The 26,164-nt window shown below is 73.6% G+C and carries 29 protein-coding genes; 5 read left to right on the top strand and 24 right to left on the bottom strand.

What is annotated here, in order from left to right:
- The 3 genes from menE to VFJ94_RS02030 all read left to right on the top strand — a co-directional run.
- Nucleotides 1-1,095, top strand: a 1,095-nt coding sequence (menE, locus tag VFJ94_RS02040; protein WP_325002507.1) for an o-succinylbenzoate--CoA ligase, incomplete at its 5' end; no start/stop codon positions are given.
- A gap of 43 nt (nt 1,096-1,138) precedes the next feature.
- Nucleotides 1,139-1,414 (top strand): PLDc N-terminal domain-containing protein, encoded by a 276-nt coding sequence (locus VFJ94_RS02035; protein WP_325002506.1) that lies wholly within the window; start codon nt 1,139-1,141, stop codon nt 1,412-1,414.
- 114 nt (nt 1,415-1,528) lie between these two features.
- On the top strand, nt 1,529-2,410 hold the full coding sequence (locus tag VFJ94_RS02030) for a 1,4-dihydroxy-2-naphthoate polyprenyltransferase (RefSeq protein ID WP_325002505.1): 882 nt from the start codon (nt 1,529-1,531) through the stop codon (nt 2,408-2,410).
- A 30-nt stretch (nt 2,411-2,440) separates the two neighbouring features.
- Here the strand turns inward: VFJ94_RS02030 and VFJ94_RS02025 are convergent, their stop codons facing one another.
- Genes VFJ94_RS02025 through VFJ94_RS02000 form a run of 6 tightly spaced genes read right to left on the bottom strand, consistent with a single transcriptional unit; the run spans nt 2,441 to nt 7,453 of the window.
- A complete protein-coding gene (locus VFJ94_RS02025) occupies nt 2,441-2,710 on the bottom strand; it encodes a DUF4229 domain-containing protein (RefSeq protein ID WP_325002504.1) in 270 nt (89 codons plus the stop codon).
- A 6-nt stretch (nt 2,711-2,716) separates the two neighbouring features.
- Nucleotides 2,717-3,754, bottom strand: a complete 1,038-nt coding sequence (gene ccsB / locus VFJ94_RS02020) for a c-type cytochrome biogenesis protein CcsB (RefSeq protein WP_325002503.1) — start codon at nt 3,752-3,754, stop codon at nt 2,717-2,719.
- Complete coding sequence (resB, locus tag VFJ94_RS02015) at nt 3,744-5,381, bottom strand: cytochrome c biogenesis protein ResB (protein ID WP_325002502.1); 1,638 nt, start codon at nt 5,379-5,381, stop codon at nt 3,744-3,746. The genes ccsB and resB overlap by 11 nt, the downstream gene beginning before the upstream one ends.
- Nucleotides 5,382-6,125, bottom strand: a complete 744-nt coding sequence (locus VFJ94_RS02010) for a cytochrome c biogenesis CcdA family protein (protein ID WP_325002501.1) — start codon at nt 6,123-6,125, stop codon at nt 5,382-5,384.
- 3 nt (nt 6,126-6,128) lie between these two features.
- The gene (locus VFJ94_RS02005; RefSeq protein ID WP_325002500.1) at nt 6,129-6,794 is read right to left on the bottom strand and encodes a TlpA disulfide reductase family protein; all 666 of its coding nucleotides are present in this window, start codon (nt 6,792-6,794) and stop codon (nt 6,129-6,131) included.
- Complete coding sequence (locus VFJ94_RS02000; protein WP_325002499.1) at nt 6,791-7,453, bottom strand: histidine phosphatase family protein; 663 nt, start codon at nt 7,451-7,453, stop codon at nt 6,791-6,793. The genes VFJ94_RS02005 and VFJ94_RS02000 overlap by 4 nt, the downstream gene beginning before the upstream one ends.
- Nucleotides 7,454-7,545: 92 nt before the next feature.
- Between VFJ94_RS02000 and VFJ94_RS01995 the strand changes: the two genes are divergently transcribed.
- Nucleotides 7,546-8,166 (top strand): LysE family transporter, encoded by a 621-nt coding sequence (locus VFJ94_RS01995; protein ID WP_325002498.1) that lies wholly within the window; start codon nt 7,546-7,548, stop codon nt 8,164-8,166.
- A gap of 68 nt (nt 8,167-8,234) precedes the next feature.
- Here the strand turns inward: VFJ94_RS01995 and VFJ94_RS01990 are convergent, their stop codons facing one another.
- The 15 genes from VFJ94_RS01990 to VFJ94_RS01920 all read right to left on the bottom strand — a co-directional run bounded on the left by VFJ94_RS01990 (nt 8,235) and on the right by VFJ94_RS01920 (nt 22,995).
- A complete protein-coding gene (locus VFJ94_RS01990; protein WP_325002497.1) occupies nt 8,235-8,855 on the bottom strand; it encodes a hypothetical protein in 621 nt (206 codons plus the stop codon).
- Between the two features lie 155 nt (nt 8,856-9,010).
- Nucleotides 9,011-10,369 carry a glutamate-1-semialdehyde 2,1-aminomutase gene (gene hemL, locus VFJ94_RS01985; RefSeq protein ID WP_325002496.1) on the bottom strand — a complete coding sequence of 453 codons (1,359 nt, stop codon included), beginning with the start codon at nt 10,367-10,369 and terminating at the stop codon, nt 9,011-9,013.
- A gap of 58 nt (nt 10,370-10,427) precedes the next feature.
- Complete coding sequence (locus VFJ94_RS01980) at nt 10,428-10,934, bottom strand: MarR family winged helix-turn-helix transcriptional regulator (protein WP_325002495.1); 507 nt, start codon at nt 10,932-10,934, stop codon at nt 10,428-10,430.
- 16 nt (nt 10,935-10,950) lie between these two features.
- Nucleotides 10,951-11,916: a porphobilinogen synthase gene (gene hemB / locus VFJ94_RS01975; protein WP_325002494.1), complete on the bottom strand. Its 966-nt coding sequence runs from the start codon at nt 11,914-11,916 to the stop codon at nt 10,951-10,953.
- Nucleotides 11,913-13,562 carry a bifunctional uroporphyrinogen-III C-methyltransferase/uroporphyrinogen-III synthase gene (locus VFJ94_RS01970; RefSeq protein WP_325002493.1) on the bottom strand — a complete coding sequence of 550 codons (1,650 nt, stop codon included), beginning with the start codon at nt 13,560-13,562 and terminating at the stop codon, nt 11,913-11,915. Before VFJ94_RS01970 ends, hemB begins: the two co-directional genes overlap by 4 nt.
- A complete protein-coding gene (hemC, locus tag VFJ94_RS01965) occupies nt 13,559-14,509 on the bottom strand; it encodes a hydroxymethylbilane synthase (protein ID WP_325002492.1) in 951 nt (316 codons plus the stop codon). The genes VFJ94_RS01970 and hemC overlap by 4 nt, the downstream gene beginning before the upstream one ends.
- Nucleotides 14,506-15,819: a glutamyl-tRNA reductase gene (locus tag VFJ94_RS01960; protein WP_325002491.1), complete on the bottom strand. Its 1,314-nt coding sequence runs from the start codon at nt 15,817-15,819 to the stop codon at nt 14,506-14,508. Before VFJ94_RS01960 ends, hemC begins: the two co-directional genes overlap by 4 nt.
- On the bottom strand, nt 15,816-16,493 hold the full coding sequence (locus tag VFJ94_RS01955) for a redox-sensing transcriptional repressor Rex (protein ID WP_325002490.1): 678 nt from the start codon (nt 16,491-16,493) through the stop codon (nt 15,816-15,818). The genes VFJ94_RS01960 and VFJ94_RS01955 overlap by 4 nt, the downstream gene beginning before the upstream one ends.
- Before the next feature lie 158 nt (nt 16,494-16,651).
- The gene (locus VFJ94_RS01950; RefSeq protein WP_325002489.1) at nt 16,652-16,906 is read right to left on the bottom strand and encodes a glutaredoxin family protein; all 255 of its coding nucleotides are present in this window, start codon (nt 16,904-16,906) and stop codon (nt 16,652-16,654) included.
- Nucleotides 16,907-16,918: 12 nt separating this feature from the next.
- A complete protein-coding gene (locus VFJ94_RS01945) occupies nt 16,919-18,364 on the bottom strand; it encodes a lysophospholipid acyltransferase family protein (RefSeq protein WP_325002488.1) in 1,446 nt (481 codons plus the stop codon).
- Entirely contained in the window at nt 18,361-19,404 is a 1,044-nt protein-coding gene (locus VFJ94_RS01940; protein ID WP_325002487.1) for an NAD-dependent epimerase/dehydratase family protein, read from the bottom strand. Before VFJ94_RS01940 ends, VFJ94_RS01945 begins: the two co-directional genes overlap by 4 nt.
- 121 nt (nt 19,405-19,525) lie before the next feature.
- The gene (locus VFJ94_RS01935; RefSeq protein ID WP_003792170.1) at nt 19,526-19,624 is read right to left on the bottom strand and encodes a 30S ribosomal protein bS22; all 99 of its coding nucleotides are present in this window, start codon (nt 19,622-19,624) and stop codon (nt 19,526-19,528) included.
- Between the two features lie 190 nt (nt 19,625-19,814).
- Entirely contained in the window at nt 19,815-20,015 is a 201-nt protein-coding gene (locus VFJ94_RS01930; RefSeq protein ID WP_325002486.1) for a helix-turn-helix domain-containing protein, read from the bottom strand.
- A 166-nt stretch (nt 20,016-20,181) separates the two neighbouring features.
- Nucleotides 20,182-21,561, bottom strand: a complete 1,380-nt coding sequence (aspS, locus tag VFJ94_RS01925) for an aspartate--tRNA(Asn) ligase (RefSeq protein ID WP_325002485.1) — start codon at nt 21,559-21,561, stop codon at nt 20,182-20,184.
- 237 nt (nt 21,562-21,798) lie between these two features.
- Nucleotides 21,799-22,995: an acetoin utilization protein AcuC gene (locus tag VFJ94_RS01920; protein ID WP_325002484.1), complete on the bottom strand. Its 1,197-nt coding sequence runs from the start codon at nt 22,993-22,995 to the stop codon at nt 21,799-21,801.
- 45 nt (nt 22,996-23,040) lie between these two features.
- Between VFJ94_RS01920 and VFJ94_RS01915 the strand changes: the two genes are divergently transcribed.
- A complete protein-coding gene (locus VFJ94_RS01915) occupies nt 23,041-23,709 on the top strand; it encodes a TrkA family potassium uptake protein (RefSeq protein ID WP_325002483.1) in 669 nt (222 codons plus the stop codon).
- Between the two features lie 43 nt (nt 23,710-23,752).
- Here the strand turns inward: VFJ94_RS01915 and VFJ94_RS01910 are convergent, their stop codons facing one another.
- The 3 genes from VFJ94_RS01910 to VFJ94_RS01900 form a co-directional block, all read right to left on the bottom strand.
- The gene (locus tag VFJ94_RS01910; RefSeq protein ID WP_325002482.1) at nt 23,753-24,280 is read right to left on the bottom strand and encodes a GNAT family N-acetyltransferase; all 528 of its coding nucleotides are present in this window, start codon (nt 24,278-24,280) and stop codon (nt 23,753-23,755) included.
- A gap of 119 nt (nt 24,281-24,399) precedes the next feature.
- Nucleotides 24,400-25,206 (bottom strand): pyrroline-5-carboxylate reductase, encoded by an 807-nt coding sequence (gene proC / locus VFJ94_RS01905; RefSeq protein WP_325002481.1) that lies wholly within the window; start codon nt 25,204-25,206, stop codon nt 24,400-24,402.
- A gap of 5 nt (nt 25,207-25,211) precedes the next feature.
- On the bottom strand, nt 25,212-26,162 hold the full coding sequence (locus tag VFJ94_RS01900; protein WP_325002480.1) for a proline dehydrogenase family protein: 951 nt from the start codon (nt 26,160-26,162) through the stop codon (nt 25,212-25,214).
- Between the last annotated feature and the right edge of the window lie 2 nt (nt 26,163-26,164).

Genomic DNA, 26,164 nt, shown 5'->3' with positions numbered 1-26,164 from the left:
GCCCTCGCCGGCGACGGGGCCCTGCTGCCGTATGCCGAGGGGAGCCCCCGCCCCGTCGTGTCACCTTCCGACCCGGCGGACCTGCCGGACGACCTCGCGGTGGCGGTCGGCACGTCCGGCTCCACTGGCCGGGCGAAGCGGGCCCTGCTCACGAGCTCGGCCCTGCAGGCCTCGGCGCGGTCCACCCACGAGACCCTGGGCGGCGCTGGGGCCTGGCTGCTCGCCATGCCCGCCGCGCACGTCGCGGGCCTGCAGGTCCTCGTGCGCTCCCTCGTGGCCGGCACCCGGCCGACGGTCGTCGACAGCCGGGACGGCTTCACCGCCTCCGCCTTCGTGTCGGCCGCCCGGGCCATGCCGACCCAGGACCGGCGCTACACCGCCCTCGTCCCGACCCAGCTGGGGCGCCTCCTCGGCGACGAGGAGGGCGCCCGCGTGCTCGCCGGCTTCGATGCGGTGCTCGTCGGCGGCGCCGCGACTCCCGGTGCGATGCACCGGCGGGCCCTCGCGGCGGGGGTGCGGCTCGTCCTCACCTACGGCATGAGCGAGACCGCAGGGGGCTGCGTCTACGACGGCGTGCCGCTCCGCGTCAGCCGGGTGCACATCGACAACGACCGTCACGTCGTGCTCGGCGGCGAGACGCTCGCGTCCGGCTACCTCGGCGAGCCGGCCCTCACCGCGGTCGCCTTCTCCGTGGACAGTGACGGCGTGCGGTGGTTCCGCACCGACGACCTCGGCCACTTCGAGGAGGGGCTGCTCGTCCTCGACGGACGAGCCGACGACCTCATCAACAGCGGCGGGCTCAAGGTCACCCCCGGAGTCGTCGAGGACGCGATCAGCCGGCACGTCCCCGACGTGCTCGATGTCGTCGTGCTCGGGCGGGCCGACCCCGACTGGGGCGAGACCGTGTGCGCGGCCGTCACCCTGCTCGACCCGCGCCGCCACGTCACCGCCCCGGAGCTGCGCGACCGGCTGCGCGGCATACTGCCCGACGCCGCCCTGCCCCGGCACGTCGTCGTCCTCTCCGCCATCCCGCAACGCGGGCCGGGCAAGCCCGACCGGGCGGCGATCCGGCAGGTGTTCGAGGAGCTGCCCTGAGACGGTGGCAAGATGGAGGAACCAACCGCACAAGGAGCCCCCCGTGCTTCGCGTCCTGCTTCTCGCGGCCGTCGTCTTCGCCACGATCTACGCCTTCGTCGACTGCATCCAGACCGACCGGCGGCTCGTGCGCGTGCTCGCGAAACCGGCGTGGCTCCTCGTCGTGCTCGTCCCGGTCGTCGGGCCGCTGCTGTGGCTCGTGTCGGGCCGCACCGACGCCCGTGGTGGTGGCCCGCCCCGGCGGCCTGGCGGGCCACCCGATCGGCCGACCGGCCCGCGTGGCCCCGACGACGACCCCGACTTCCTGCGTAGGCTCTGACCCGGCCCGCCGGCCGGGCGGACCTCGGTTCGGCTGACCGGTTGCCGGTCGTCGCCCCGGTGCCTGGCTCGTTCCCGGCCTCCCCCTGCCCGTCTGCTCTCTCTCGAAGGACCCATGGCCACCCTGTCGCAGTGGATCGCGGGTGCCCGGCCGCGCACCCTCCCAGCCGCCGTCTCCCCCGTCCTCGTCGGCACGGGGGCCGCCTACCAGACCGGCAACGTCGTGTGGGGCTATGCGCTGCTCGCCCTCGTCGTCTCGGTGTCCCTGCAGGTGGGCGTCAACTACGCGAACGACTACTCCGACGGCATCCGGGGCACCGACGCGGTCCGCGTCGGCCCGGTGCGCCTCGTCGGCCAGCGGCTCGCCCATCCGTCCACCGTGAAGTTCGCCGCGTGGGCGTGCTTCTTCTTCGCCGGCCTGTGCGGGCTCGCGCTCGTCGCGCTGTCCGCGACGTGGGTGCTCATCCCGATCGGGGGCCTCGCGATCGCCGCCGCCTGGTTCTACACCGGCGGCTCCAGGCCCTACGGCTACCTCGGCCTCGGGGAGGTCTTCGTCTTCGTCTTCTTCGGGCTCGTCGCCACCCTCGGCACGATGGCGACGATGACCCCCGTCACCGCGGCGGGGTGGGCGGGGGCCGTGGGTGTCGGTGCCCTGGCCTCGGCCATCCTCGTGGTCAACAACCTGCGTGACATCCCCACCGACCGGGGAGCCGGCAAGCGGACGCTGGCGGTGCGCATGGGGGACCGGGGGACCCGCCGGTTCTATGTCGCGCTCGTGTCCGTCGCCTTCGTCGCGACGGGCCTCGCCTCGTTCGCCTCGCCCTACGCCCTGCTCGCCGTGCTCGCGGCGCCCCTGCTCCTGCGGCCCGTGCAGGCCGTGGTGGGCACCGCCACCGGCCGCGACCTCATCCCCGCCCTCGCCGGGACCGGCCTGTTCCAGCTGGTCTGGAGCGCCCTGCTCGGGCTCGGCCTGGCGCTCGGCCGGCCGCCGGCCTGACGTGTGCCCACGGGGGCTCGGCGGTCCGGCTCAGCGATCCGCCTCGGCCTCACGGTCCTCGGCCACCTCGTCGGCCGACAGCCGGCGCTGGGCGCGCTGCTCGGCGCGGGCCTCGTGGCGGGCGACGAGCCGCGCCGTGAGCTCGTCACGCATGCCGCGCAGCAGCAGGTAGGAGGCGGCGGACGAGGCGACCGCGGCGGCGCCCAGCAGCAGCACCTTGTTGTCGCGCAGCCCGACGAGCCAGAAGAGCAGCAGGAAGCCGAAGAAGATGAGCAGGCGCAACAGGGTGTAGCGGACCACCAGCGGTCACATCCCGGAGTAGTTGTGCATGCCGACGAACGTCGACACGAGGTTGACGAGCGTGAAGTTGACGATGACCGAGGCGTAGCCCGCGAGCGCGATGTACGTCGAGCGGCGGTGGTCCACGCCGGCCGTCGCCCGGCTGTGCATGTAGGCGGCATACACGGTCCAGATCACGAAGGTCCACACCTCCTTGGGGTCCCACTGCCAGTAGGCACCCCACGCCTCCTTGGCCCAGATGGCGCCCGCGATGAGGGTGAAGGTCCAGAGGATGAACCCGACCATGTTGAGGCCGTATGCCGTGCGCTCGAGCTGGGCGGCCGGGGGCAGCGACTCCAGGAAGCCGGGCCGCGCGGGCGGCTTCTCCTCCCGCCGGGCCCGGACGAGGTGGAGCACTCCGACCGCGCAGGCGATCGTGAAGAACGCGACGGCCACGAAGGCCACCGACACGTGGATGCCCAGCCAGTAGGACTTCAGGGCGGGCATGAGCTCGCCAGCCTCGGTGTAGAGGACGGTGAGCGCCAGGCCGAGGACGAGCAGGACCGGGCCGACGACGAAGACCCCCAGCCACTCCCAGCGGTTGCGCCGCGCGAGCGCGGAGTAGACGAGCCCGACCGCGGCCGCCGCTGCCGTGGCGAACTCGAACATGTTGCCCCACGGGGGACGCGCCACGGCCAGGCCCCGCATGGCCACGGACGCGACCAGGAGCAGCGTCGCGAGGTAGGTCAGGGTGAGCCCGATGCTTCCGCGCTGGCGGCTGGCGATCCCCCGGCCGTCCTCTCCTTCGGGTGCGCCCGGCGTGCGCGCCGTCGGGGCGCCGGAGGCGCCCACCGGTCCACCGCGGAGCGCCCCGGGCCGGCCCGGTGCGCCGACGAGGACCGACGTGCGCGACGCCGCGGCGCCCCGCTCCTGCCCCGGGCCGGCGGCCCGGCTGGGGGCCCGACTGGCGAGGTGGAGCGTGAAGGCGAGCAGGGCGAGGGTGTAGACGACCATCGAGGAGTAGAGCGCCACGTTGGCGTTGGCGGCGAGCGTCTCAGCGGGCACGGTCGGTCTTCCGATCTGCGAGGTGGTCGTGCACGGCCGCGACGACTGCGGCCAGCCCGGCGTCGGAGTCCTTGGCGATGCCTCCGATGGTCACCACGGTAGCCGGTCGACCGGCCCTCCCCCCGACCCCCGGTGCCCCGTCGCCCGTCGCGGCCGCCGTCTCGGCCCCAGTCGCCGGCCGGACGCGGACGAAGACCCGGCGGCGCCGGATGGTCAGCCCGAGGATGAGGCCCGCCGTGGCGAGCAGGGCCGCCGTGAGCGTGATGCCGCCCCCGGGGTCCGTGCGCACCGACAGGCCGGCGAAGCGCTTGACGCTCTCGAAGGTGATCGTCCCGCGACCGCCGGGGATGGCGTACGTCTGCCCGGGCCGCAGGCGCACGAGCGCGGGGCTGCCGTCGGGCTTGGTCACCTGCTTCATCTCGTCGGTGTTGAGGGTGTAGACCGACTGCGGCGCCCCGTTCGGGAAGAGCGTGCCCTCCCAGACGGACAGGGCCAGCTCCGGGTTGCGGGCGTCGGGGAACAGCGACACCGGGCCGCCCGCGAAGGTGGGCTCCGCGGTCGGCAGGAAGAAGCCGGTGATGCCGAGCTGCTTCGGCGAGGCGGAGGGCACCTTGATGACGCCGATGGACCGGTAGTTGCCGTCCTGGGCGAGGAACGGCACGGCGTCGGAGAAGAGCACCCGGCCGGCGGCGTCCTTGACGGTGACGACCGGCGTGTAGCCGTTGCCGAGGAGGAAGACGTCCGCGCCGCCGACGGTGAGGGGGTGGTTGACGCTGATCTCGCGCGGGGTCGCGGGGGCCCCGGGCTGCTCGGCCACCGAGGCGTATGCCGTGAACTCGCGCGGTTGCCCGAACGACCGGCCGGGCTTGTCCTGGAACTGCACGTCGAGCCGGTCGAGCGAGAGGACGAACGGCGGCAGTGACCCGCTGTCGGTCCACGGCCCCGGGGAGAAGGTGTTGTACGTCGTCAGGCTCGACGCGAACTTCTGCCCCTCCGGCACGATGACGTCGCCCCGCCAGCCGAAGAGGTGGCCCACGGCCATCCCGACGATCACCCCGCAGAGGGCGATGTGGAAGACGAGGTTGCCGGTCTCGCGCAGGTGGCCGGACTCGGCGCTCACGCTCGCCGCGTCGTGCGAGTGGACGCGGAAACGCTTGGCCCGCAGCACCGCCCGGGCAGCGGCCAGCGCCTCGTCCGGGGGCAGGTCCGTCAGGAGCTCGGCGTGCGCGTCGAGCCGCTCGAGACGGGCGGGTGCACGCGGCGGGGTGGCCCGGACGGCTCGCAGGTGGACGGCGGTCCGCGGCACGATGCACCCGACGAGCGAGACGAAGAGCAGCAGGTAGATGGCCGAGAACCACGGCGAGGAGTAGACGTCGAAGAAGGAGAACCGGTCGAGCCACGGCGCCGACGTGCGGTGCTGCGCGATGTAGTCGGCGACCCGGCCGGAGTCGATGTTGCGCTGCGGGAAGATCGAGCCCGGCACGGCCGCGATCGCAAGGAGCAGCAGCAGCAAGAGCGCCGTGCGCATGCTCGTCAGCTGCCGCCACGCCCACCGCGCGAAGCCCAGCGGGCCGAGGCTCGGCAGCGTCGGCGGCGGCGGCGCGGCGCGCCGCTGGTCGAGGGCCATCTAGAGCACCGTCCGGAAGGTGGAGATCAAGCGGGTCTGGAGGATGGTGATGACCGTCTGCCACAGCCCGGTCACGAGCAGCACCCCGACGGCGAGGAGCAGGAGCCCGCCGCCCAGCTGGATCGCGCGACGGTGCCCGCGCAGCCACGCGCTGGCCCGCCCGGCGCGCTCCCAGGCGGCCGCCATGAGCAGGAAGGGCGTGCCGAGGCCGGCGCAGTAGAAGGACGCGAGCAGCACGCCGCGCCCCACCGTGCCGGACTCGGCCGACAGCGGCGCCGCCATGGCGAGGATCGCGGCCAGGGTCGGCCCCTGGCAGGGCAGCCAGCCCAGGCCGAACACCGCCCCGAGCAGGGGCGCCCCCGCGAGCCCGGCAGCCGGGCGCCACGAGGGCTGCACGCTCCAGCCCCGGCCGAGCCCGAGCAGGGCCAGGGCCGAGAGGATGACGACCACGCCACCGACCCGCAGGAGCACGGTCTGGTTGCCGCGGAGGGACACGCCGACGGCCGACACGATCCCGGCACCGAGGAGGAAGACGACGCTGAAGCCGAGGACGAAGAGGAGCGCGCCGAGCACCAGCCGTCCCCGTGAGCGCCGCTCGAGGGCGACGTCGGACAGCCCGGTGACGTAGCCGAGGAAGCCCGGCACGAGCGGGAGCACGCACGGTGAGGCAAACGAGACGAAGCCCGCCGCGAGCGCCACGAGCGCCGCGACGACGACGGATCCGTTGGTCAGCTCGTCGACCACGGCTCAGCCCGTCTCGGCGAGGACGTCGTCGACGAGGCCGAGGACGGTCGTCGTCGAGACCGGCCCCGAGACCCGGGCCGCGATGCGGCCCCTGCCGTCGAGCACCAGGGTCGCCGGCGTCGTCGTCACCTTGCCCTGCAGGGCGAGGAGCGGCACGCCGCCGTCGTAGGCGAGGGAGGGGTAGGTGACCTTGTTGGCCTGCTGGAAGGCGAGGCCGGAGGCCGGCGCCTCCTGCACGTCGAGCCCGAGGAACCGCACGTCGAGGCCCTTGGCCTGCACCGTCTCCCACGCCTTCTGCAGGGCCGGGGTCTCCTCGATGCAGGGCGGGCACCACGACCCCCACACGTTGAGCACGAGCACGGTGCCCTCCGTGCCCTTCATCGACCAGGGCTTGCCCTCCAGGGTGGTGCCGGTGAGCGCCACGGGGCTGCCGCGGTCCCCCGGCGCCAGCCGCTCGATGGTGCCGTCACCGGAGATGTAGCCCTTCCGGTCGCCCGCGCGGGCCTGGGCCGCGACGGAGTTCGGGTCGCTGGAGCAGGCGGACGAGGTGGCGACGAGGCCGGCGACGAGCGTGAGGCCCACCAGCCGTCGCAGGCCGCCGAGGCGGCGCGAGCCGAGGCGGCGCGGGCCGAGGCGGCGCGGGCCGAGCCACGCGGACAGGTGCGTCACGCGCCCGCCATCTTGCTCGCCCCGGCGAGCAGGGCGGCGGCCGGCTCGCTGTAGGTCACCGAGAGCAGCTCGTCGTCCTCGTAGAGCAGCGACGTCAGGGAGGCCAGGGTGCACTCGCGCCGGCGGGGGTCGTGCCACAGGCGGTTGCCGAGGAGCCGGTTGCGGACGGTCCACACGGGCAGCTGGTGCGAGACGATGACGGCCTCGTGCCCGGCGGCGGCCTCCCGGGCGTCGCCGACGGCCGCGAGCATGCGCTCGGCCACGGCGTCGTAGGGCTCGCCCCACGAGGGGCGGAACGGGTTGACGAGCTTGGGCCAGTGCCGCGGGTTGCGCAGCCCGGCGCCTCCCCCGATCGTCATGCCCTCGAAGTAGTTGTCGGACTCGATGACCCGCTCGTCGGTGACGACCTGCAGCCCGTGCGACTCCGCGATGGGGGCGGCCGTCTGCTGGGCGCGCTCCAGAGGCGACGCGACGACGTGGGTGATGTCGTTGGCGGCGAGGTGGTCGGCCACCAGCCGCGCCATCTTCGAACCGAGCTCGGAGATCCGGTAGCCGGGCAGCCGTCCGTAGAGGACCCCGTGGGGGTTGTGCACCTCACCGTGCCGCATGAGGTGCACGACGGTGCGCGTCGGCGCCGCCGGCCGAGAGCTGTCGGTCATGCGCCCAGTCTCTCAAACGTCCGGCGCCCGGCCGAATCCCCCCGGCGCGGGCCCGCCCGGCCCGCCTCCGGCGCGGACCTACACTTGCCCCCGTGCCGTGGTCTCTGTGGTTGCCGCTGGCCGCGGCGGGGGCGATGATCTCCTTCACGCCGGGGGCGGGCGCCATCAACACGATGTCCAACGCGCTGGGCTCCGGATGGACGCGCTCCATCTGGGGCATCCTCGGCCAACAGGCCGCGCTCCTGCTGCACATCGCGATCGTCGCCGCCGGCGTGGGGGTCCTCGTGGCCGGCTCGCCCGTGCTCTTCAACGCCATCCGGTATGCCGGTGCGGCATACCTCGTCGTCCTCGGGGTGCGGCAGTGGCGGATGCCGCCCGCGCCCGCCGTGACGGAGCCCAGGCGCGCCGCGGAGCCTCGCAGCTCGATGCTGCGGCGCGGCCTGCTCGTCAACCTCACCAACCCGAAGGCGGTCGTGTTCTTCCTCGCCTTCACCCCGCAGTTCATCCGGCCGGAGGAGCCGCTGCTGCGTCAGTACGCCGTGCTCGCGGCCACGGTCGTCGTCATCGACGTGCTCGTGATGTGGTTCTTCTTCGCGGCCGCGGCCAGGGCCCTGCGGCGGCTGACCCGCGACGCTCGGGGTCAGCGGGCCGTCAACCGGGTCTTCGGCTCGCTCTTCGTCCTCGTCGGCATCCTCCTCGGGGCCGTCCACTGACGCAGTGCCCCGGAGTTGAGGTGAAAGCGGGGCGATGCCTGCCCCGGGATCACCTCAACTGGGTCGTGCTAGACGAGCTCGGGCACGTCGAGGTGCGCGAGCACGAGCTCGAACTCGGCCACCTCGGCGATCTCCAGCCCGGCCTCCTGGACGCCGTCGGCACGCAGCCCCATCGCCGTGTCCCTCGTCCGGGCCATGGCCTCGGAGGACTCGTAGCTCACCGTCGTGCAGGCCCTCCCGGTGTAGCGGTCGACGAGGAGGCTGGCGCTGCAGAAGCCCTCGAGCTGCTCGACCCGCGGCATGATCCTCGTCTTGAAGGTGTCGATGACCCGGTCCATGCTCGCCGGGTCGGACTCGGTCCAGGTCACCCGCGCGCACGCGCCGTCGGCCGCGTGGTGGGCCCGGTGGACGTAGGCGACCTCCCACTCGTCGACGGAGGCCCGTCCTCCGAAGGCCGCGGCGGCCTTCGCCCGGATCGGCGTGACCCGCTCGGCCGTGGCGCGCATGGCGGCCTCCGACTCCCAGGCCGTCGTGACGATGCACCGCCCGGTGTGGCGGTCGCAGAGCAGGGAGAGGCCGACGAAGCCGCTCAGATCTCTGAGCTGCGGCATCACGCTCTCGCGCAGGTGGGTGATGCCTGCGTCGATCATCTCCGGCTTGCCATGGACTGTCGTGGACCGTGCAAACACGGCGCACCTCCTGAGGGGGTCGAGGCAGCGCCCGGACGGCGCTGCCGCCGCCCTCCAGCGTCCTCCCCGCCGACCGGCCCGGGCAAGGGTCCGACGCCGGCGGATCCCTTCCGGGCTGAGGTGGGTGCGGGCCTCGAGCGGCGCCGGGAACCGCCTCAGCCGCGGGGGGAGGCCGCGGCGCGCGCGGCGGCGGGCAGCGCCGCAAGGACGTGGTCGACGGCAGCGTCGTCGTGCGCGGCGGAGACGAACCACGCCTCGAACGCGCTCGGCGGCAGGTGGACGCCCTGGTCGAGCATCGAGTGGAAGAAGCGGCGGAAGGCGGCGGTGTCCTGGGCCTTGGCGTCGTCGTAGTCGCGCACCGCGTCGTCCCGGAAGAAGACCGAGAACATCGAGCCCGCCCACTGGACGGTGTGCGGCACCGACGCCCGCGTGAGCGCCTGCGCGACGCCGTCGGCGACGGCCCGCGCCACGACCCCGAGGCGCGCGTAGACCTCGTCGGTGCAGGCCTGCAGCGTGGCGAGGCCGGCAGCGGTGGCGACGGGGTTGCCGGACAGCGTGCCGGCCTGGTAGACGGGCCCGATCGGCGCGAGGAGGGACATCACGTCGGCCCGGCCCCCGAAGGCTGCGGCCGGGAAGCCGCCGCCCATCACCTTGCCGAAGGTGAACAGGTCGGCCGGCCCGGCGGCATACGGCCCCTCGAGACCGTAGAAGCCGGCCCGGGAGCAGCGGAAGCCGGTCATCACCTCGTCGGAGATGAGCAGCGCGCCAGCAGCCCGGGTGATGCGGCGCAGGCCCTCGGTGAATCCCGGCTCGGGCGGCACGACGCCCATGTTGCCGGGCGCCGCCTCGGTGATGACCGCAGCGATCTCGTCGCCGCGGGCCGCGAAGGCCGCCTCGACCGCCGCGAGGTCGTTGTAGGGCAGCACGATCGTCTCCGCGGCGCTCGAGGCCGGGACCCCGGCCGAGTCCGGCAGGGCGAACGTCGCGACCCCGGAGCCGGCAGAGGCGAGGAGGGCGTCGACGTGCCCGTGATAGCAGCCGGCGAACTTCACGACGGCGGAGCGGCCGGTGAAGCCACGGGCCAGCCGCATGGCCGACATCGTCGCCTCGGTGCCGGAGTTGACCAGGCGCACCTGCTCGACCGGCTCCACCCGCGCGACGATCTCCTCGGCGAGCCGCACCTCGTTCTCCGACGGGGTGCCGAACGAGAAGCCCCTCGTGGCCGCCTCCTGCACTGCGGCGACCACCGCGGGGTGGGCGTGGCCGAGGATCATCGGGCCCCACGAGCCGATGAGGTCGACGTAGCGGTTGCCGTCGACGTCGGTCAGCCACGGTCCCGCCGCGGATGCCATGAACCGCGGCGTGCCGCCCACCCCGTGGAAGGCGCGGACAGGCGAGTTGACCCCACCGGGGCTGACGCGCACCGCCCGGTCGAGCAGGGCGGCGGAGGCGGTGGTGGTGGTGGTGGTGGTGGTGGCGCTGGTGGTGGTCGACGTGACGGGCGCGTGGGTCATGCCGGCCATTCTCGCAAAGGCGGCTGTCCCGGCAGGTGGCGCGGGCGCGCCGAGGCGGTCAGCGGTCGGTCAGCCGGTGCGGGTCGAGGTGGTCGCAGACGACCGCCATGGCGTCCCCCAGGCCCTGGAACTGCGCCGGCGTCAGGATGTCGACGAGGTTGTCCCGCACGCTCTGCACATGAAGGCGCGCGATGTCGGTGACGGCGGCGCCGCCCTCCTGCGTGAGGACGAGTTCGACCCCCCGCTTGTCGTCGGCGCACTGCTCCCGCGTGACCCAGCCGCGCTCCTCGAGGCGCTTGGCGGTGTGGGTCAGCCGGCTGCGCGACTGGACGACGAGAGCCGCGAGCTCCGACATGCGCAGCCGGCGCCCGGACGCCTCCGAGAGCATGGAGATGATCTCGTACTCGCTGAGCTGCAGGCCCGCCTCGCGCAGGGCGTCGTCGAGGGCCGTCTCCAGCAGCCGGGTCCCCCGCAGCACGGCCCGCCACGACGCCTGCTCGGCGTCACTCAGCCACCGGAAGCCGTCCTCCTCGGACCGGCCCGACCTCCCCGCCTCCTGCCCCACGACCCCTCCCTCGTGCTCAGCGCAGCCAGTCGGCGGCGTCGAGCGCGTAGTACGTGAGCACCATGCGGGCCCCCGCGCGGCGGATCGACAGGAGTGACTCCAGCGCGGCCGCGCGCCGGTCGATCCAGCCGTTCGACGCCGCCGCCTCGATCATGGCGTACTCACCCGACACCTGGTATGCCGCGACCGGCACCGTCACGCGCTCGGCCGCCGCGGCGAGGACGTCGAGGTAGGACATGGCGGGCTTGACCATGACGATGTCGGCGCCTTCGGCGACGTCGAGGTCGACCTCGCGCAGGGACTCCAGCAGGTTCGCCGGGTCCTGCTGGTAGGTCCGCCGGTCACCCTGCAGGCTGGACTGGACCGCCTCGCGGAAGGGCCCGTAGAACGCCGAGGCGTACTTCGCGGCATACGCGAGGATGACGGTGTCCTCCAGGCCCGCGGCGTCGAGCGCCGAGCGGATGGCGCCCACCTGGCCGTCCATCATCCCGGACGGCGCGACGACGTGCGCGCCCGCGCGGGCCTGGGCGACCGCCATCTCGTTGTAGATCTCCAGCGTCGCGTCGTTGTCGACCCGTCCGCGCGCGTCGAGCACGCCGCAGTGGCCGTGGTCGGTGAACTCGTCGAGGCACGTGTCGGCCATGACGAGCAGGTCGTCACCGACGGCGTCACGGACCCGGCCCAGGCCGACGTTGAGGATGCCGTCGGGGGCGCACGCGCCGGAGCCGATGGCGTCCTTGCTCTCCGGGACGCCGAAGAGCATGACTCCCCCGACGCCGGCGGCGACCGCCCGCCGGCTCACGTCCACGAGCGAGTCGAGGGAGTGCTGGACGACGCCCGGCATGCTGGTGATGGGCCGCGGCCCGGTCACCCCCTCCGCGACGAAGACCGGCAGGATGAGCTCGGCGGGGTCGAGCCGGGTCTCCGCGACGAGGCGGCGCATCGCCGGCGTCTGGCGCAGGCGGCGGGGGCGCTCGATCATCGAGCGCGCCGCCGTGACGCGGGCCGCTTGTCGCTCGGCCGCTGCACCGGCTGGCCCGCCTCGCGGGCGGCGACGGCGAGCCCGACGCCGTGCCCGGCCAGCGCGTCGACGAGGCGCAGCGCCGAGGCCTCCGGCGCGAGCACGTCCACCCGCAGGCCGTGCTCCTGGGCGGTCTTCGCCGTCGCTGGGCCGATGCAGGCGACCACCGTGGCGGGGTGCGGCTTGCCGGCGATCCCGACGAGGTTGCGCACCGTCGAGCTCGACGTGAACACGACCGCGTCGTAGCCGCCGCCCTTGATGGCGTCGCGGATGCTCGCCGCGGGCGGCGCGGCCCGCACCGTGCGGTATGCCGTGACGTCGTCGACCTCCCAGCCCATGTCGCGCAGGCCGGCCACGAGCGTGTCGGTGGCGATGTCGGCACGCGGGAGCAGCACCCGGTTGATCGGGTCGAGCACCTCGTCGAAGTCCGGCCAGTCCTCGAGCAGCCCGGCCGCGGACTGCTCGCCGGACGGCACGAGGTCGGGGTTGATGCCCCAGTCGCGCAGGGCGGCCGCGGTGACGCCGCCCACCGCGGCGACCTTGAGGCCGGCGAAGGCACGCGCGTCGAGCCCGAGCTGCTCGAACCGCTCGCGCACGGCCCGGACCGCGTTGACCGACGTGAAGCCGACCCACTCGTAGCGGCCCGTGACGAGGCCCTTGATGGCGCGCTCCATCTGCTGGGGGGTCCGCGGCGGCTCGACCGCGATGGTCGGCACGACCTCGGCGACGGCGCCGTATGCCGCGAGCCGGTCCACCATGGCGCCGGCCTGGGCCTGGGTCCGGGGGACGAGGACGCGCCACCCGAAGAGCGGCTTGTTCTCGAACCACGCGAACTCCTCGCGCAGGGCGACGTTGGGCGACACGACCGCCACCGTGGGACGAGCGGGCTCCTTGGCGGCGAAGGCGCTGTCGGCCGCCTCCAGCGTCGTCGTCACCGACCGCTGCTCGACGGTGGTGCCGTGCTCGACGAGCACGACCTCCTCGTCACCCGGCCGCCCCGCGTGGAGCAGCGCCGCAAGCGAGCGACGGATCGACTCGGGCGAGCCGGTGATCACGAGGCTGCCCTCGGTGTCGGCGTAGCGGGTCCAGTCGTGGCCGGCGTTGTCCGTGCTCACCGCGGAGACCGCCGTCACCTGCTTGGAGGTGAGCGGCACACCGGCATACGTCGGCACCGCCGTCACGGTCGGCACGCCCGGCACGACGTCGACGCTGATCCCGGCCTTGCGGCAGGCGCGGACCTCCTCGACGAGCCCGTTGAAGGTGGCCGGGTCGCCGCTCATGAGCCGCACGACCAGGCCGCCCTCCGGCACCGCCCGGGCGGCGCGCACGAGGACCTTGGCCCGCATGGCGTGGGTGAGCTCCTGCCCCTGCTCGCCGTGGCCGGCGTCGACGATCTCGACGTCCGGGCGGGCATGGCGCAGCACGACGTCGTCGCGGGCGATGCGGTCGAGCACGACGACGTCGGCCGCCGCGAGGAGGTCACGCCCGCGGATGGTCAGCAGGCCGGGGTCGCCCGGGCCGGAGCCGACGAAGGCGACCCGGACCGGGGACTGCGGAACCGAAGGGATGTGTGCCGTCTGCTCTGACGGCTGGCGCGGACGAGTCACGAAACTGGCTCCGAATGGTGCGTGGCGGTGGGCGAGGGAGCCTCGATGCCGGCAGCGCCGTCGTCGAGGAGGATCTGGGCGAGCCGGTTGCCGAGGGCTCGGGGGTCGGTGAGCGGGCCGACGAGCGAGCGCCTGAGGGCGATCGAGCCGTCGGCACTCCCGGCGAAGGCGCGCAGCGACAGCTCGAGCCCGTCCTCGCCGTCGACGATCTCGGCGAGCGCGCCGATGGGCGCGGTGCACCCGGCCTCGAGCGCGGAGAGCAGCGCCCGCTCGGCCGTGACGCACGTCCGGGTGTCGGGGTCGTCGAGCGGCGCCACCGCCGCCCGGACGTCGGCCCGGTCGGCCCGGCACTCGACGGCGAGCGCGCCCTGGCCGGGGGCGGGCAGCATCTGGATGGGGTCGAGGACCTCGGTGACGAGCTCGAGGCGCCCGAGCCGGGCCAGGCCGGCGCGGGCCAGGACGACGGCGTCGAGCGTGCCAGAGGAGACGTAGCCGACGCGCGTGTCGACGTTGCCCCGGATCGGCCGGACGTCGAGGCCGAGGCCGAGGGCCGTGAGCTGCGCGGCGCGGCGCGGGGACCCCGTGCCGACGACGGAGCCGGGGGGCAGCTCGGCGAGCGTCAGGCCGTCGCGGGCGACGAGCACGTCGCGGCTGTCCTCCCGCGACGGGACCGCGGCCACGACGAGGCCCGGGTCGGGCGCGGTGGGCAGGTCCTTGAGGCTGTGGACGGCGAGGTCGACGCGGTCCCCGTGCAGGCCGGCGCGGATGGCGGACGTGAAGACGCCGGTGCCGCCGATCTGGGTGAGCGGCTGCGTGGAGACGTCCCCCTCCGTGGTGATCTCCACGAGCTCCACGGCGTGCCCGAGCGCCCGAAGCCGCTCGGCGACCCACGTCGACTGGGTCGTCGCGAGGGCCGAGCGCCGGGTGCCGAGCCGCAGGGTCGTCACGAGCCCACCATCCTCGGCGGGGTGGCGACGTTGGCCACGTCCTTGGGCTCGAGGTCGAACAGCTCGCGCAGCGCAGCGGCGTAGTCGGGGCCGGCCCCCTCCATGGCGTACTCCTTGACCCGGCGCGTGGGGGTGTGGAGCAGCTTCTCGACGATGCGGTGCACCGCGAGGGAGACCTCGGCGCGGGTCTCCTCGTCGAGCGCCGGCAGACGCTGGTCGAGCCGGTCCATCTCCGCCGCCACCACCTGGGCCGCCCGCGACCGCAGCGCCGCGACCGTGGGCGCGACGGCGTTCTCCATGCGGCGGGTGAGGTATGCCGCGACCTCCCCGGTCACGAGCTCGTGGACCTTGGACACCTGCTGGGCGTCGGCCCGTCCCTCGAGGAGTCGGCCGAGCGCCTCGAGGTCGAGGATGTGCGCGCTCGGCACCGCCGTGCCCCACTCCGCCTCGGGCTGCACGTCTCGAGGCAGGGCGAGGTCGACGACGACCTGGGGCCGGCCGGCGCGGGCGACCGCGCTCGCCGCCAGGTCCGCGCCGGAGATGACGTGCCCGAGCGCACCGGTGCAGGCGATGACGACGTCGCTGTCGGCGAGCACGTCGGCGAGCTCGGACCAGGGCCGGGCGACCCCGGCGGTGGCTGCGGCCAGCCGCTCGGCCCGCTCCGGGGTGCGGTTGACGATGGTGAGGGCGGCGACGCCGGTCCGTGACGCGTTGGCCGCGGCGAGACCGCTCATGCCGCCGGCGCCGACGACGCTCACCCGCAGTCCCTGCGCGGGGCCGAGCAGCTCGGCGGCCCGCTCCAGGCCGGCCTGGACGAGGGAGACGCTGTGCGAGTCGATGTCGGTCTCCGAGTGGGCCCGCTTGCCCACCCGCAGGGCCTGCTGGAACAGGGAGTTCAGCGACTGCCCCACCCGGCCCTCGGCCTGGCCGACCGCCAGGGCCTCGCGCATCTGGGCGAGGATCTGCGACTCGCCGACGGCCATGGAGTCGAGGCCGCACGCGACGGTGAAGGCATGCGCCACGGCGCTGTCGTCGTAGCGGACGTAGAGATGCTCGGTGAGGTCCTGCGGCGCCTGCCCCGCAGCGTCCGCGAGCGCCTCGCCTATCGCGGCGACGCCCGAGTGGAAGGCCGACACCTCGGCATACACCTCGAGCCGGTTGCACGTCGTGAGGACGACGACCTCGGACGCGACGGCGGAGGCGAGGACGGCCTCGGCGATGGCGTCGGCGGAGCCGCCCGCCTCCGTCAGCTCCTCGATGACCGACAGCGGGGCGGTGTGGTGCGACAGCCCGAGGACGAGCAGGCTCACTGCGACACCGCCTCGGTCAGCTCACCGGCATACGACCTGCGTTGGGCGTGGAAGGCCAGGATCTGCAGCTCGGTCGACAGGTCCACGCGGCGCACGTCGACGTCCCCCCGCACCGCGATGCTCGCCGGGGCGAAGTTGAGGATGGACATCACGCCCGCGGCGACGAGGGCCTCGCCGACGGCCTGGGCGGCGGCGGCGGGCGTGGCGATGACCCCGATGGCGATGCGCTGCTCCGAGGCGCACGACGGCAGCTCGGCGAAGGGCCGGATCGCGACTCCGCCCACCTCCTCACCGACGAGGGCCGGGTCGTCGTCGAAGAGCGCGACGATGCGAAAGCCCTTCGTCGCGAAGCCGGAGTAGGAGGCGAGCGCGTGCCCAAGGTTGCCCATGCCGACCACGGCGACGGGCCAGTCGCGGGTCAGGCCGAGCACCCGAGAGATCTCGAGGGCGAGCGTGTCGACCTCGTACCCGACGCCCCGGACGCCGTAGCTGCCGAGCCGGCTGAGGTCCTTGCGCAGCTGGGCGGAGCGGACCCCGACGGCGCTCGCGAGCTCCTCGGACGAGACGGAGGAGACGCCGTGCTCGGCGAGGCGGGAGAGCGTCCGGAGGTACTCAGGCAGCCGCGCGACGGTCGCGTCGGGGACGTCGCGACGCAGAACTGGGTCGGCGGACACGCTTGTTCACCGGCTCCTCTCGCAAGGGCGCTCGGAGGCGAACGCGGAGCACATGGGGACCCGTTCAGGCTAGACGTTTGTGAAGAGATGCACAAAGTGGCGGCCGGGCCCTACCATCCCGGCCGCTCGGGTGCCACAGCGGGTCGGCACGCCAGCGGTCAGCGCAGCGCCGCCCGCAGCCGCCCCTCGTCCACGCGCCAGAAGTCGTGGGTCCGGCCGTCGACGAGCGTGACCGGGATGTCGTCGGCGTAGCGCTCGCGCAGCCCGGGATCGTCGTCGATCGACCGCTCCTCCCACCCGACGCCGAGGTCGGCGGCGACCCGCGCGATGACCTCGCGTGCCTCGTCGCACAGGTGGCAGCCGGGGCGGCCGACGAGCACGACGCGCACCGGGGAGGACTGGGCATCGGTCACGGCGAGGGCCTCTCAGACGAAGACGGAGGATCGTTGCATGAGCAGGCTGTAGAGGGTCTGCTGGATCGTCTCGCGCACCTGGTCGGTCAGGTCGAAGACGAGCATCGGGTCGTCGGCGGCGTCGCTGCCCAGGTCGGTGGTCTGGACCGGTGGCCCGAACTCGATGAGCCACTTGCTCGGCAGGGGGATCAGCCCCAGCGGGCCGAGCAGCGGGAACGTCGGCGTGATCGGCGCGTAGGGCACCCCGAGCAGGCGCGCCACCGTGGGCATGTTGCCGATGATCGGGTAGATCTCCTCCGCCCCCACGATGGAGCAGGGGATGATCGGCACGCCGGTGCGCACGGCGGCCGACACGAAGCCGCCCCGGCCGAAGCGCTGGAGCTTGTAGCGCTCGCTGAAGGGCTTGCCGACGCCCTTGAAGCCTTCGGGCCACACGCCGACCAGGGCGCCCTTGCGCAGCAGCCGCTCGGCGTCGGACGTCGCCGCCAGCGTCGTGCCGGACCGGCGGGCCATCGCGCCGACGAACGGCATCCGGAAGACGAGGTCCGCCCCGAGCATGCGCAGGTGCCGGTGCTGCGGGTGCTCGTCGTGGACAGCGAGCTGGGTCATGAGGGAATCCATGGCCACCGTGCCCGAGTGGTTCGCGACGACGAGTCCGCCTCCCTCGCCCGGGATGTTCTCGATGCCGCGCACCTCCACCCGGAACCACGCGCGGTAGAGCGGCCGCAGCAGCGGCAGGTGGACGTTGAGCGTGTAGTCCTCGTCGAAGCCGAACTCGTCGACCGTGTAGTCACCGGACAGCCGCCGGCGCACGTAGGCGAGGGCCTCGGCGACCCGGCGTTCGGCCTCCTCCGTCGGCAGCCCGGCCGCGGACGCGGCCGACCGGAGCACGTTGACGGCCAGGTCGACCAGCTCTGCGGGCCCGGGCCGGACGTCGGTCGAGCGCTCGGCGGCCTCGAGCCGGCGGGGCTGGTGGGCGGAAGGGGACGGCGAGTCGGTGCCTGCGGGCTCCACGACCGTGGGCACGGGCCGCAGTCTCCGGCCCCGGTCGGGCGCCCGGCCAGGCCGGGCCTGGGGAGACATCTCCCGGGTCGCCGCCGCCGCGAGGCCGGCCGCGGCGCGCCGGGCCGGGCTCACCTCCACCGGGTCGGCGGGACCGAGCAGAGGGGTACCGGCGCGGCGCTGCCGCTCCCCGCTCGCTCGGGCGGCGCCCGCGGCGAGCGTGCCGCGGGCCGAGCCGCGGGGCTTCCTCGAACGCGGTGACGGCATGGGCCCGGCGGCCGGCCGGGCCGGCTCGGGGGCCGCGGCGGGCTCGGAGGCCGCGGTCGGCTCGGAGGCCGCGGTCGACCGGGCGTTCGGGCGGCGCCGGGGGGCCTGGCCGTCGGCGGCCGCTCCGGCACGGTCGGCGCTCCTGCGGGCCTTGCGCGCCTGCGGCTGCCTGCCTGCTGCGTCGGTCACTGCTGGATCCTCTCCACCACCCGGCCAAGGGCGGCCGCGGCGCCGCCCGCGACCTGCCCGAGCGCCCCCATGCCGCCCATCCCGGGCAGGAGCGGCGTGAGGTGCGCGGCGAAGTCCTCGAAGGCGGCCCGCGTCGTGTAGGCCGGCTCGAAGCCGAGCACCTCGCGCATCCGCGTCGTGTCGAGCCCGCGCCCGAAGGCCAGGAAGGCCAGCTGCTCCGAGGAGAAGTCCGCGAGGCCTCCGCGCTTGATGAGGGCGCCCAGCACTCCGGCGGCCTGCAGCGGCACCGGCAGGATGGGGCGCCGGGCCAGCGCCGCGCACTGCAGGACGGTGAGGAAGCCGTCGCCCGCGACGTTGACGATGCCGACGGACGGACCGGTCGTGGCGAGGATCATCGCGGCGGTGGCGTCGTCCTCGTGCAGGAACTGGAACCGCGCGTCGAAGCCGAGCGGCACCGGCACCATCGGCAGGGAGAAGTAGTCGGTGAGCGCGGTCCTGATCCCCGGGCCCACCACGTTGGCGAGGCGCAGCAGGGTGATCTCGACGTCCGGCCGGCGCCGGGAGAAGCCGCGGACGTAGCCCTCGACCTCGATGGAGTCCTTGCCCCAGCCTGTCCTCGGCATGGCCTTGGGGTTCATGTCCTCGCTGAAGAGGGCCGGGTTCATCGGGGACGACCCGTAGACGGCCGCAGAGGACTTGACCACGAGCCGCTCGACGGTCGTCGACTTCTGGCAGGCCGCCAGCAGCTGCATGGAGCCGATGACGTTGATCTCCTTCTGCGTCACCCGCCCGCCGGAGTCCTTCGGCGTGGCGAGGACGTTCATGTGCACGACGGTGTCCACCGCGGCGGCCGCCATGATCCGCCCGATCATGGGGTTGCGGATGTCGGCTCGCACGAACTCCGCCCGCCCGATGGAGTGGCGCGGGGGCACGACGTCGACCCCGAGGATGCGCTCGACGGTCGGGTCGGCGCTCAGCCGTCGGGCGAAGAGCCCTCCCAGATACCGGGAGACACCCGTGACGAGCACGACCTTGGCCATGTGCCCTCCTCGTCGTTCTCGGATGCTCGTAGCCTACCGAGGCCGGCGGACGGCGTCCGGGCGGCGGCGGATGCCGCACGCGCGCGGCCCCCGCCCGAGGGCGGGGGCCGGCGGCTGAGAGCTACTTCTTGTTACGACGCTGGTGTCGCGTCTTGCGCAGCAGCTTGCGGTGCTTCTTCTTCGCCATCCGCTTGCGGCGCTTCTTGATGACAGAGCCCATGGTTGTCCTTGATCCGTTGACGGTGCCTTGTGCCGACCTGCGTCGACAGACCGTCGTGCGGTAAGTCGAAACCCGAGAGCCGTGCAGAGCCCACAGCCTAGCGCGTGCCCGGTGAGGAGCTCAAAGAGGCGCCTGGAGGCGGGAGGGCGGCCGGCCCGGAGGGATCGGCCGCCCGGGCTGCGTCACCCTGTCACGCGGTGTCGATGTAGGACGTCTGGAGGTACTTGTGCACCGCGTCCTCGGGGACCCGGAACGACCGGCCGACCCGCACCGCGGGCAGCTGCCCACCGTGGACGAGCCGGTAGACGGTCATCTTCGACACGCGCATGATCGAGGCGACCTCGGCCACGGTCAGGAACCGGACCTCGGCGAGCTTGCGCTCATTCGACATGTTGACCTCGATCCCTCCCACACACGCGCGTCGCCGGCTTCCCCTCCGGCGAAACGTCACACGGGTGCAGAAGGACACACTAGGTGCTCCTGTGACGCGAGGGGAAGTCGAGCGCGTCGCGGCCCCCGGAAAATCAAGCCGACACGCCGTATCGAGGGGACTTTTTTCACGGCGCCAGTCGGTGCAGGTCGCGGGGGAAGAGCGTCACCTCCCGGATGTTCTCCGCCCCTGTGAGCCGCCCCACCCAGCGCTCGAGCCCGATGGCGAAGCCGCCGTGCGGCGGCATCCCGGACGCGAAGGCCTCGAGGTATCCGGCATACGGCCCCGGGCTCTGACCGGTGCGGGCCAGCGCGGCCGCGTAGTCGCTCGGTCGGTGCAGCCGCTGTCCCCCCGTCGTGAGCTCGAGCCCGCGGAAGAGGAGGTCGAAGCTGTTGGACCAGCGCCCAGGCTCACGGCGCGGGTCGTCCGGCGCGCAGTCGGGGGGCGGCGCCTGAGGGTGGGTGTAGAAGGGCCGCTTGCTCATCGGATAGCCCTCCACCGCAAGGAAGTCGGAGCCGTATGCCGCCGCCGCCCACTCGCTGAGGGCGCGCTCGTGCGCCGGGCTGAGGTCGGGCTCGTCGGGGTCGGCGCCGACGCGGGCGAGCGCGTCGTGGAACGAGATGACCGGGAACTCCGCCGGCACGTCCGGCAGGCGCACCTCGAGGAGCTCGACGGCGTCGGCGGCATACGTGCGGATCGCCTGGACCATGCCCGCGATGGCCTCCCGCAGCACCAGGAGGACGTCGCGGTGGTCGCGGATGAAGCCGATCTCGGCGTCGAGGGAGGTGTACTGCGCGAGGTGGCGGACGGTGTCGTGGGGCTCGGCGCGAAAGACGGGGCCGACCTCGAAGACCCGCTCGAAGACGCCGACGAGCATCTGCTTGTAGAGCTGCGGCGACTGGGCCAGGTAGGCGGTGCGCCCGAAGTAGTCGACGGCGAAGACGTTCGCACCCGACTCGGTGGCGGTGCCGACGAGCTTGGGCGTGGCGATCTCGGTGAAGTCGAGCTCGGCCAAGGCCGTCCGGAACCCGCGCAGGGACGCGCTCGCCAGCTGCCAGGCGGCGCGGTGCCGGGCGTGGCGCAGCGTGACGGCGGCATGGTCGAGCAGGGTGGGCAGGCCCGCCCCGAATGCCGGGCGCCACAGCTCGGTCGGTGGCGCGACGGCGGGCTCGCTGAGCGCGGTGACGGCGGGGTCGACGAGCTCCGCTCCCCCGGGCGCGGAGGGATGATGGCGCACCGCGCCGACGACCTCGACGACGGTCTCCTCCGGCAGCGACTGCAGCTGCTCGACGGTCTCGGGCTCGCGGACGACGACCTGCACGAGGCCCGAACGGTCCCGCAGCACGAGGAAGGTCACGCCCGCGAGGGCGCGGCGGCGGTGCACCCAGCCGCTCAGGCTGGCCGTGGCGCCGTCGGGCAGGGCCGCCAGGTCGGCCGCGAGCACGCGCGGCAGCCGTTCGGACCTCCTGCCGGGTCCGGGCGCGTCGGGGGAATGGGTCGATGGCATGTCGTCACCTCCGGTGGGGATGTGGCCCCGGAGGTGCGGGCGATGGGGAGTGTCGCTGTGCCACCACACCTTCGCCGCGGGCGGAGCGCCCACGGCCTCTGGTCCTGCTCGGCTCCGGATCGTCAGGCCCGTCATCGCCTTGCCGACGACGATACCCCACCCCGCCTCCCAGATATCTGCGGGGTCAGGCACTGTCAGGGCGATACCCAGCCCCGCAGATATCTGGGGTGGGGCGGCTCAGTCGAAGTAGACGTCCAGCCCGTGCAGCGGGAACACCGCCTGCCGAGTCGCCATGACGGCCCGGTCGACGTCGCTGCTCGGGTCGTAGCCCATGTCCCACGAGCGCCACCACAGCGGGCCGTCCTCGCTCGTCAGGTCCCCCATCAGCGCCGGCCCGGGTCGTCCGCACAGCCGCTGCACGTGGTCGCGCCACTCCTGCGGGACAGGGACGGTGCAGCGGACCGGGGCATGCGCGGCGATGGCCGTGACATGCGTCCACGTGCGGGGCACGACGTCGACGATCTCGTAGCCACCGCCGCCGAGTGCCACCCACCGGCCGGCGCACACCTCGTGCGAGAGCCGGTGCAAGGAGTCGGCCGCGGCGCGCTGCGCGTCGACCGTCATCGCGAAGTGCGCAAGCGGGTCCTCGGCGTGGGTGTCGCAGCCGTGCTGGGTGACGAGGACGTCGGGCCGGAAGCTGCGCACGACCGGCATGACGGTGGCGTGGACGGCACGCAGCCAGCCGGCGTCGCCGAGGCCGGGCGGGAGCGAGACGTTGACTGCGGACCCCTCCGCCCCCTCGCCGCCGACGTCGGTGGGCCAGCCGGTGCCCGGGAAGAGCGCCCGGCCCGTCTCGTGCACCGAGATGGTCAGCACCCGGGGGTCGTCCCAGAAGATCCGCTCGACGCCGTCGCCGTGGTGGACGTCGATGTCGACGTAGGCCACCCGCTCGGCACCGTGGGCGAGGAGCCACTGGATCCCGATGGCCGCGTCGTTGTAGATGCAGAACCCCGATGCGCTGGCCGGCATCGCGTGGTGCAGTCCGCCTGTGAAGTTCACGCCGTGCTCGGCCTCGCCCTCCCACACCGCGCGGCACGCGTCGACGGTCCCGGCCACGATCCGCGCGCTCGCCTCGTGCATCCCCCGGAAGGCGGGGTCGTCCTCGGTGCCCAGCCCGTATGCCGGGTCAGCGGCCTCCGGGTCCTCGGAGGCCGCGCGGACGGCGGCGATGTAGTCGCGGTCGTGGACCGTCGCCAGGAGGTCGTCGTCAGCCGGCTCGGCGCCGACCACCTCGACACCGGGCGCGTCGAAGATCCCGAGCGCCGCGCACAGCCGGGCCGTGAGGTCGAGCCGCACCGGGGCCATCGGGTGCGACGGGCCGAAGTCGTACTTGGTGAACGCGGCGTCCCAGACGACCCTGACCTGGCTTGGCATGATTGAGACGCTACCGCGTCACCCTGCCCAGTCACGGAGGAAAGCATGGCGAGGAACCGGCTCTTCGAGGACGACGTCCTGGTCATCGGTCTCGGGCGGTTCGGCTCCGCCGTGGCCCTCGAGTTGACCCGTCTCGGGCACCGGGTCATCGCCGTGGAGCGGGACAGCGCCCTCGCGGAGTCCTATGTCAACAAGGTGGCCAAGGTCGTCAACGCCGACATGGCCCTCGCGAGCGCCGGCGACATGATCCGCAGCGCGGAGCCCAAGATCGCCGTCGTCGGCATCGGCTCGTCGGTCGAGTCGTCCGTGCTCGCCGCGGCCAACCTCGTGGACGCCGGGGTGCCCTCGATCTGGGCCAAGGCGCTCTCACCTGAGCACAAGCGCATCCTCGACCGGATCGGGGTGCACCACGTCATCTCCCCCGAGGCGGACTCCGGCCGGCGGGTGGCCCACCTCGTCAACGGCCGTCTCCTCGACTACATCGAGTTCGACGACGGCTACGCGATCGTCAAGATCCGGCCGCCGGCCGAGACGATCGGCTTCACCTTGGAGCAGAGCCAGATCCGCAAGAAGTACGGCGTAACCGTCGTGGGCACCAAGGTGCCCGGCGAGGACTTCACGTATGCCGTTCCGCAGACGAAGATCTCGGCGCACCACACGCTCATCGTCAGTGGGCCGACGGAGCTGCTCGAGCGCTTTGCCGCCCGTCCCTGACGACGCGGACGCGACCCGCGCGACGGGGGACGACGCGAGCGGCTCAGAGGCGAGGCTGCGGCCCGGGCTCCTCGTGCAGCGGCAGCACCATGGCGATCTCCTCGTCTCCGTCGTCCGCGCTGACGACGCCCATGGGCCGCCGGTAGTCGGTCGGCAGGAAGCCCATCCCGCTCGCGAAGGCGACCGCCCGGCCGTTCTCGGTGCCGACCCAGTAGACGAGGTGCCTGCGTCCGCTCGTCCGTGCGCGGCTGGCCGCCTCCTTGACGAGCAGCGTCGCCACGCCGCTGCCCCGGTAGTCCGGTGCCACCCACAGACCGAAGAGCTCGCCGACCTCTCCCGTGTTGCCCTCACCCTCGCCGATGCTCACCACGCCCACGGCCTCGCCCTGCCGCACGGCGAGGAGCCGCTGCGAGCGGTTCATCCGGTCGCGCCAGGCGCTCTCGTCGTAGGCCTGCTCCTCCTCGAGGGAGGCGACGAAGGCTTCGGGTGACTCGCGCAGCGCCGCGAGCCGGACCGACCGGTACTCCTCCCAGTCAGCCTCACCCAGGGCCCGCACGGTGATGTCGCTCATGGGTCCACCTTCGCATGAGGGCCGGGCGCCTGCGCGCGTGGGGGGCAAACTCTGACCGAACTCACGGCATACGGCACGGTCTAGTCACGGCATACGGCACGGTCTGGTGCCCGCCGCCCTCAGACGTGGCCGGACGCCAGCTGCCGCGAGCGCTCGGCCGCCGCCTCCATGGCGTGGACGAAGGCGGCCCGCACGCGGTGGGCGTCGAGCTCACGCAGGGCCGCGACGGTGGTGCCTCCCGGCGAGGAGACCTGCTCACGCAGCACCGTGGGGTGCTGACCCGTCTCCCGAAGCATCGTCGCGGCGCCGTAGAGGGTCTGCACGACGAGCTCGGTGGCCGTCGCGCGCGGCAGGCCGAGCACCACGCCCGCCTCGATCATGGCCTCGACGACGTAGAAGATGTATGCCGGCCCGCTGCCGGAGATCGCCGTCACCGCGTCGAGGTGCTTCTCCTCGAGCCGCATCACCTTGCCGCACGACGACAGGAGCGACTCGGCCTCGGCGAGATGGTCCTCCGTGCAGTGCTGGCCCGCGGCGATGGCCGCCATGCCCTGGTCGACGAGGGCCGGCGTGTTCGGCATGACGCGCACCACGGACGCGCCCTCCGGCAGCCGGGACTCGAGGAACGCGGTCGTGATCCCGGCCGCGAGGGAGATGACGGTGTTGCCGGGCACGACGTGCTCGCGGATCTCGCCGAGGAGGACCGCCATGTCCTGCGGCTTGACGACGAGGACGAGCGTGTCGGCGGTCTTCGCCGCCGCATCGTTGGGCAGCACGCGCACTCCGTACTTCTCCGCGAGCGCGCGGCCGCGCTCGGCGTTGCGCTCGGTGATGACGAGGTCGCCGGGGGCCCGCCCGGCGCGCAGCAGGCCGGAGAGCAGGGTCTCGCCCATGACGCCCGCGCCGAAGATGGCTGTCGTCGCCACGGCGCTCAGCCCCTCGCCGCGAGGCCGCGGAGGAAGAACACGACGTTGGCGGGCTTCTCGGCCATGCGGCGCATGAGGTAGCCGTACCACTCGTCGCCGTAGGGGATGTAGACCCGCATCCGGTCGCCGCGGTCGGAGATGCGCCGCTGCTCCTCCGGCCGTATGCCGTAGAGCATCTGGTACTCGAACGACCCCGAGTCGCGTCCGGCCTGCGCCGCGAGCGCTCCGGCGATCTCGATCAGGCGCGGGTCGTGGGTGGCGACCATGGGGTAGCCCTTGCCCTGCATGAGGACCTTGAGGCACCGGACGAAGGACCGGTCGACGTCGGCGCCGGACTGGAAGGCCACCGACTCCGGCTCCTGGTAGGCGCCCTTGCACAGGCGCACCCGCGACCCGGCATACGCCAGGTCCCGGCAGTCCTGCTCGGTGCGGTGCAGGTAGGCCTGCAGGACCGCACCCACGGAGGGGAAGTCGGCCCGCAGCTCGCGCAGGCCGTCGAGGGTGAGGTCGGTCCGGGTGTGGTCCTCCATGTCGAGGGTCACCGTGGTGCCGGCCTCGCTCGCCACGGCGCAGATCTCGCGGGCGTGGTCGAGCGCCCGGTGGGGCCCGTCGCCGGGCAGCGCCTGACCGAGAGCGCTCAGCTTGAGCGAGACCTCGACGGCGCCGCCCTCGGTGAGCCCCCGCTCCCGCAGGCCGGTGACCAGCGCGACGTAGGCGTCCTTGGTGCGCCGGGCCTGCTCGGGGTCGAGCGTGTCCTCGCCGAGGTAGTCGATGGTGGCCAGGCGGCCGGAGGACGTCAGGTCGGCCGCCGCCGCGATGACGTCGTCCCGGTCGGACCCGGGCACGAACCGGCGCACCACCGACCGCGACACCGGGGCCTTCTCGATGACCTCGCGCAGGCGGTCCGACTTCGACAGCTGCAGGAGCGAGCTTCGGAGCAGGTCGCTGGCATCCATGG

It is taken from the genome of Intrasporangium sp. (assembly GCF_035688975.1).
Classification (GTDB): domain Bacteria; phylum Actinomycetota; class Actinomycetes; order Actinomycetales; family Dermatophilaceae; genus CALMNV01.
This window is presented reverse-complemented; position numbering and strand designations above follow the sequence as displayed.

Excerpts from the sequence above, each read along its gene's own strand:
- VFJ94_RS01940 (WP_325002487.1), bottom strand. The coding sequence starts at position 19,404 with ATGGCCAAGGTCGTGCTCGTCACGGGTGTCTCCCGGTATCTGGGAGGG.
- VFJ94_RS01935 (WP_003792170.1), bottom strand. The coding sequence starts at position 19,624 with ATGGGCTCTGTCATCAAGAAGCGCCGCAAGCGGATGGCGAAGAAGAAG.
- hemL (WP_325002496.1), bottom strand. The coding sequence starts at position 10,369 with ATGACCCACGCGCCCGTCACGTCGACCACCACCAGCGCCACCACCACC.
- hemB (WP_325002494.1), bottom strand. The coding sequence starts at position 11,916 with ATGATCGAGCGCCCCCGCCGCCTGCGCCAGACGCCGGCGATGCGCCGC.
- VFJ94_RS01900 (WP_325002480.1), bottom strand. The coding sequence starts at position 26,162 with ATGGATGCCAGCGACCTGCTCCGAAGCTCGCTCCTGCAGCTGTCGAAG.
- VFJ94_RS01930 (WP_325002486.1), bottom strand. The coding sequence starts at position 20,015 with ATGTCGAATGAGCGCAAGCTCGCCGAGGTCCGGTTCCTGACCGTGGCC.
- VFJ94_RS01915 (WP_325002483.1), top strand. The coding sequence starts at position 23,041 with ATGGCGAGGAACCGGCTCTTCGAGGACGACGTCCTGGTCATCGGTCTC.
- VFJ94_RS02030 (WP_325002505.1), top strand. The coding sequence starts at position 1,529 with ATGGCCACCCTGTCGCAGTGGATCGCGGGTGCCCGGCCGCGCACCCTC.
- resB (WP_325002502.1), bottom strand. The coding sequence starts at position 5,381 with ATGGCCCTCGACCAGCGGCGCGCCGCGCCGCCGCCGCCGACGCTGCCG.
- aspS (WP_325002485.1), bottom strand. The coding sequence starts at position 21,561 with ATGCCATCGACCCATTCCCCCGACGCGCCCGGACCCGGCAGGAGGTCC.
- VFJ94_RS02000 (WP_325002499.1), bottom strand. The coding sequence starts at position 7,453 with ATGACCGACAGCTCTCGGCCGGCGGCGCCGACGCGCACCGTCGTGCAC.
- VFJ94_RS01910 (WP_325002482.1), bottom strand. The coding sequence starts at position 24,280 with ATGAGCGACATCACCGTGCGGGCCCTGGGTGAGGCTGACTGGGAGGAG.
- VFJ94_RS01920 (WP_325002484.1), bottom strand. The coding sequence starts at position 22,995 with ATGCCAAGCCAGGTCAGGGTCGTCTGGGACGCCGCGTTCACCAAGTAC.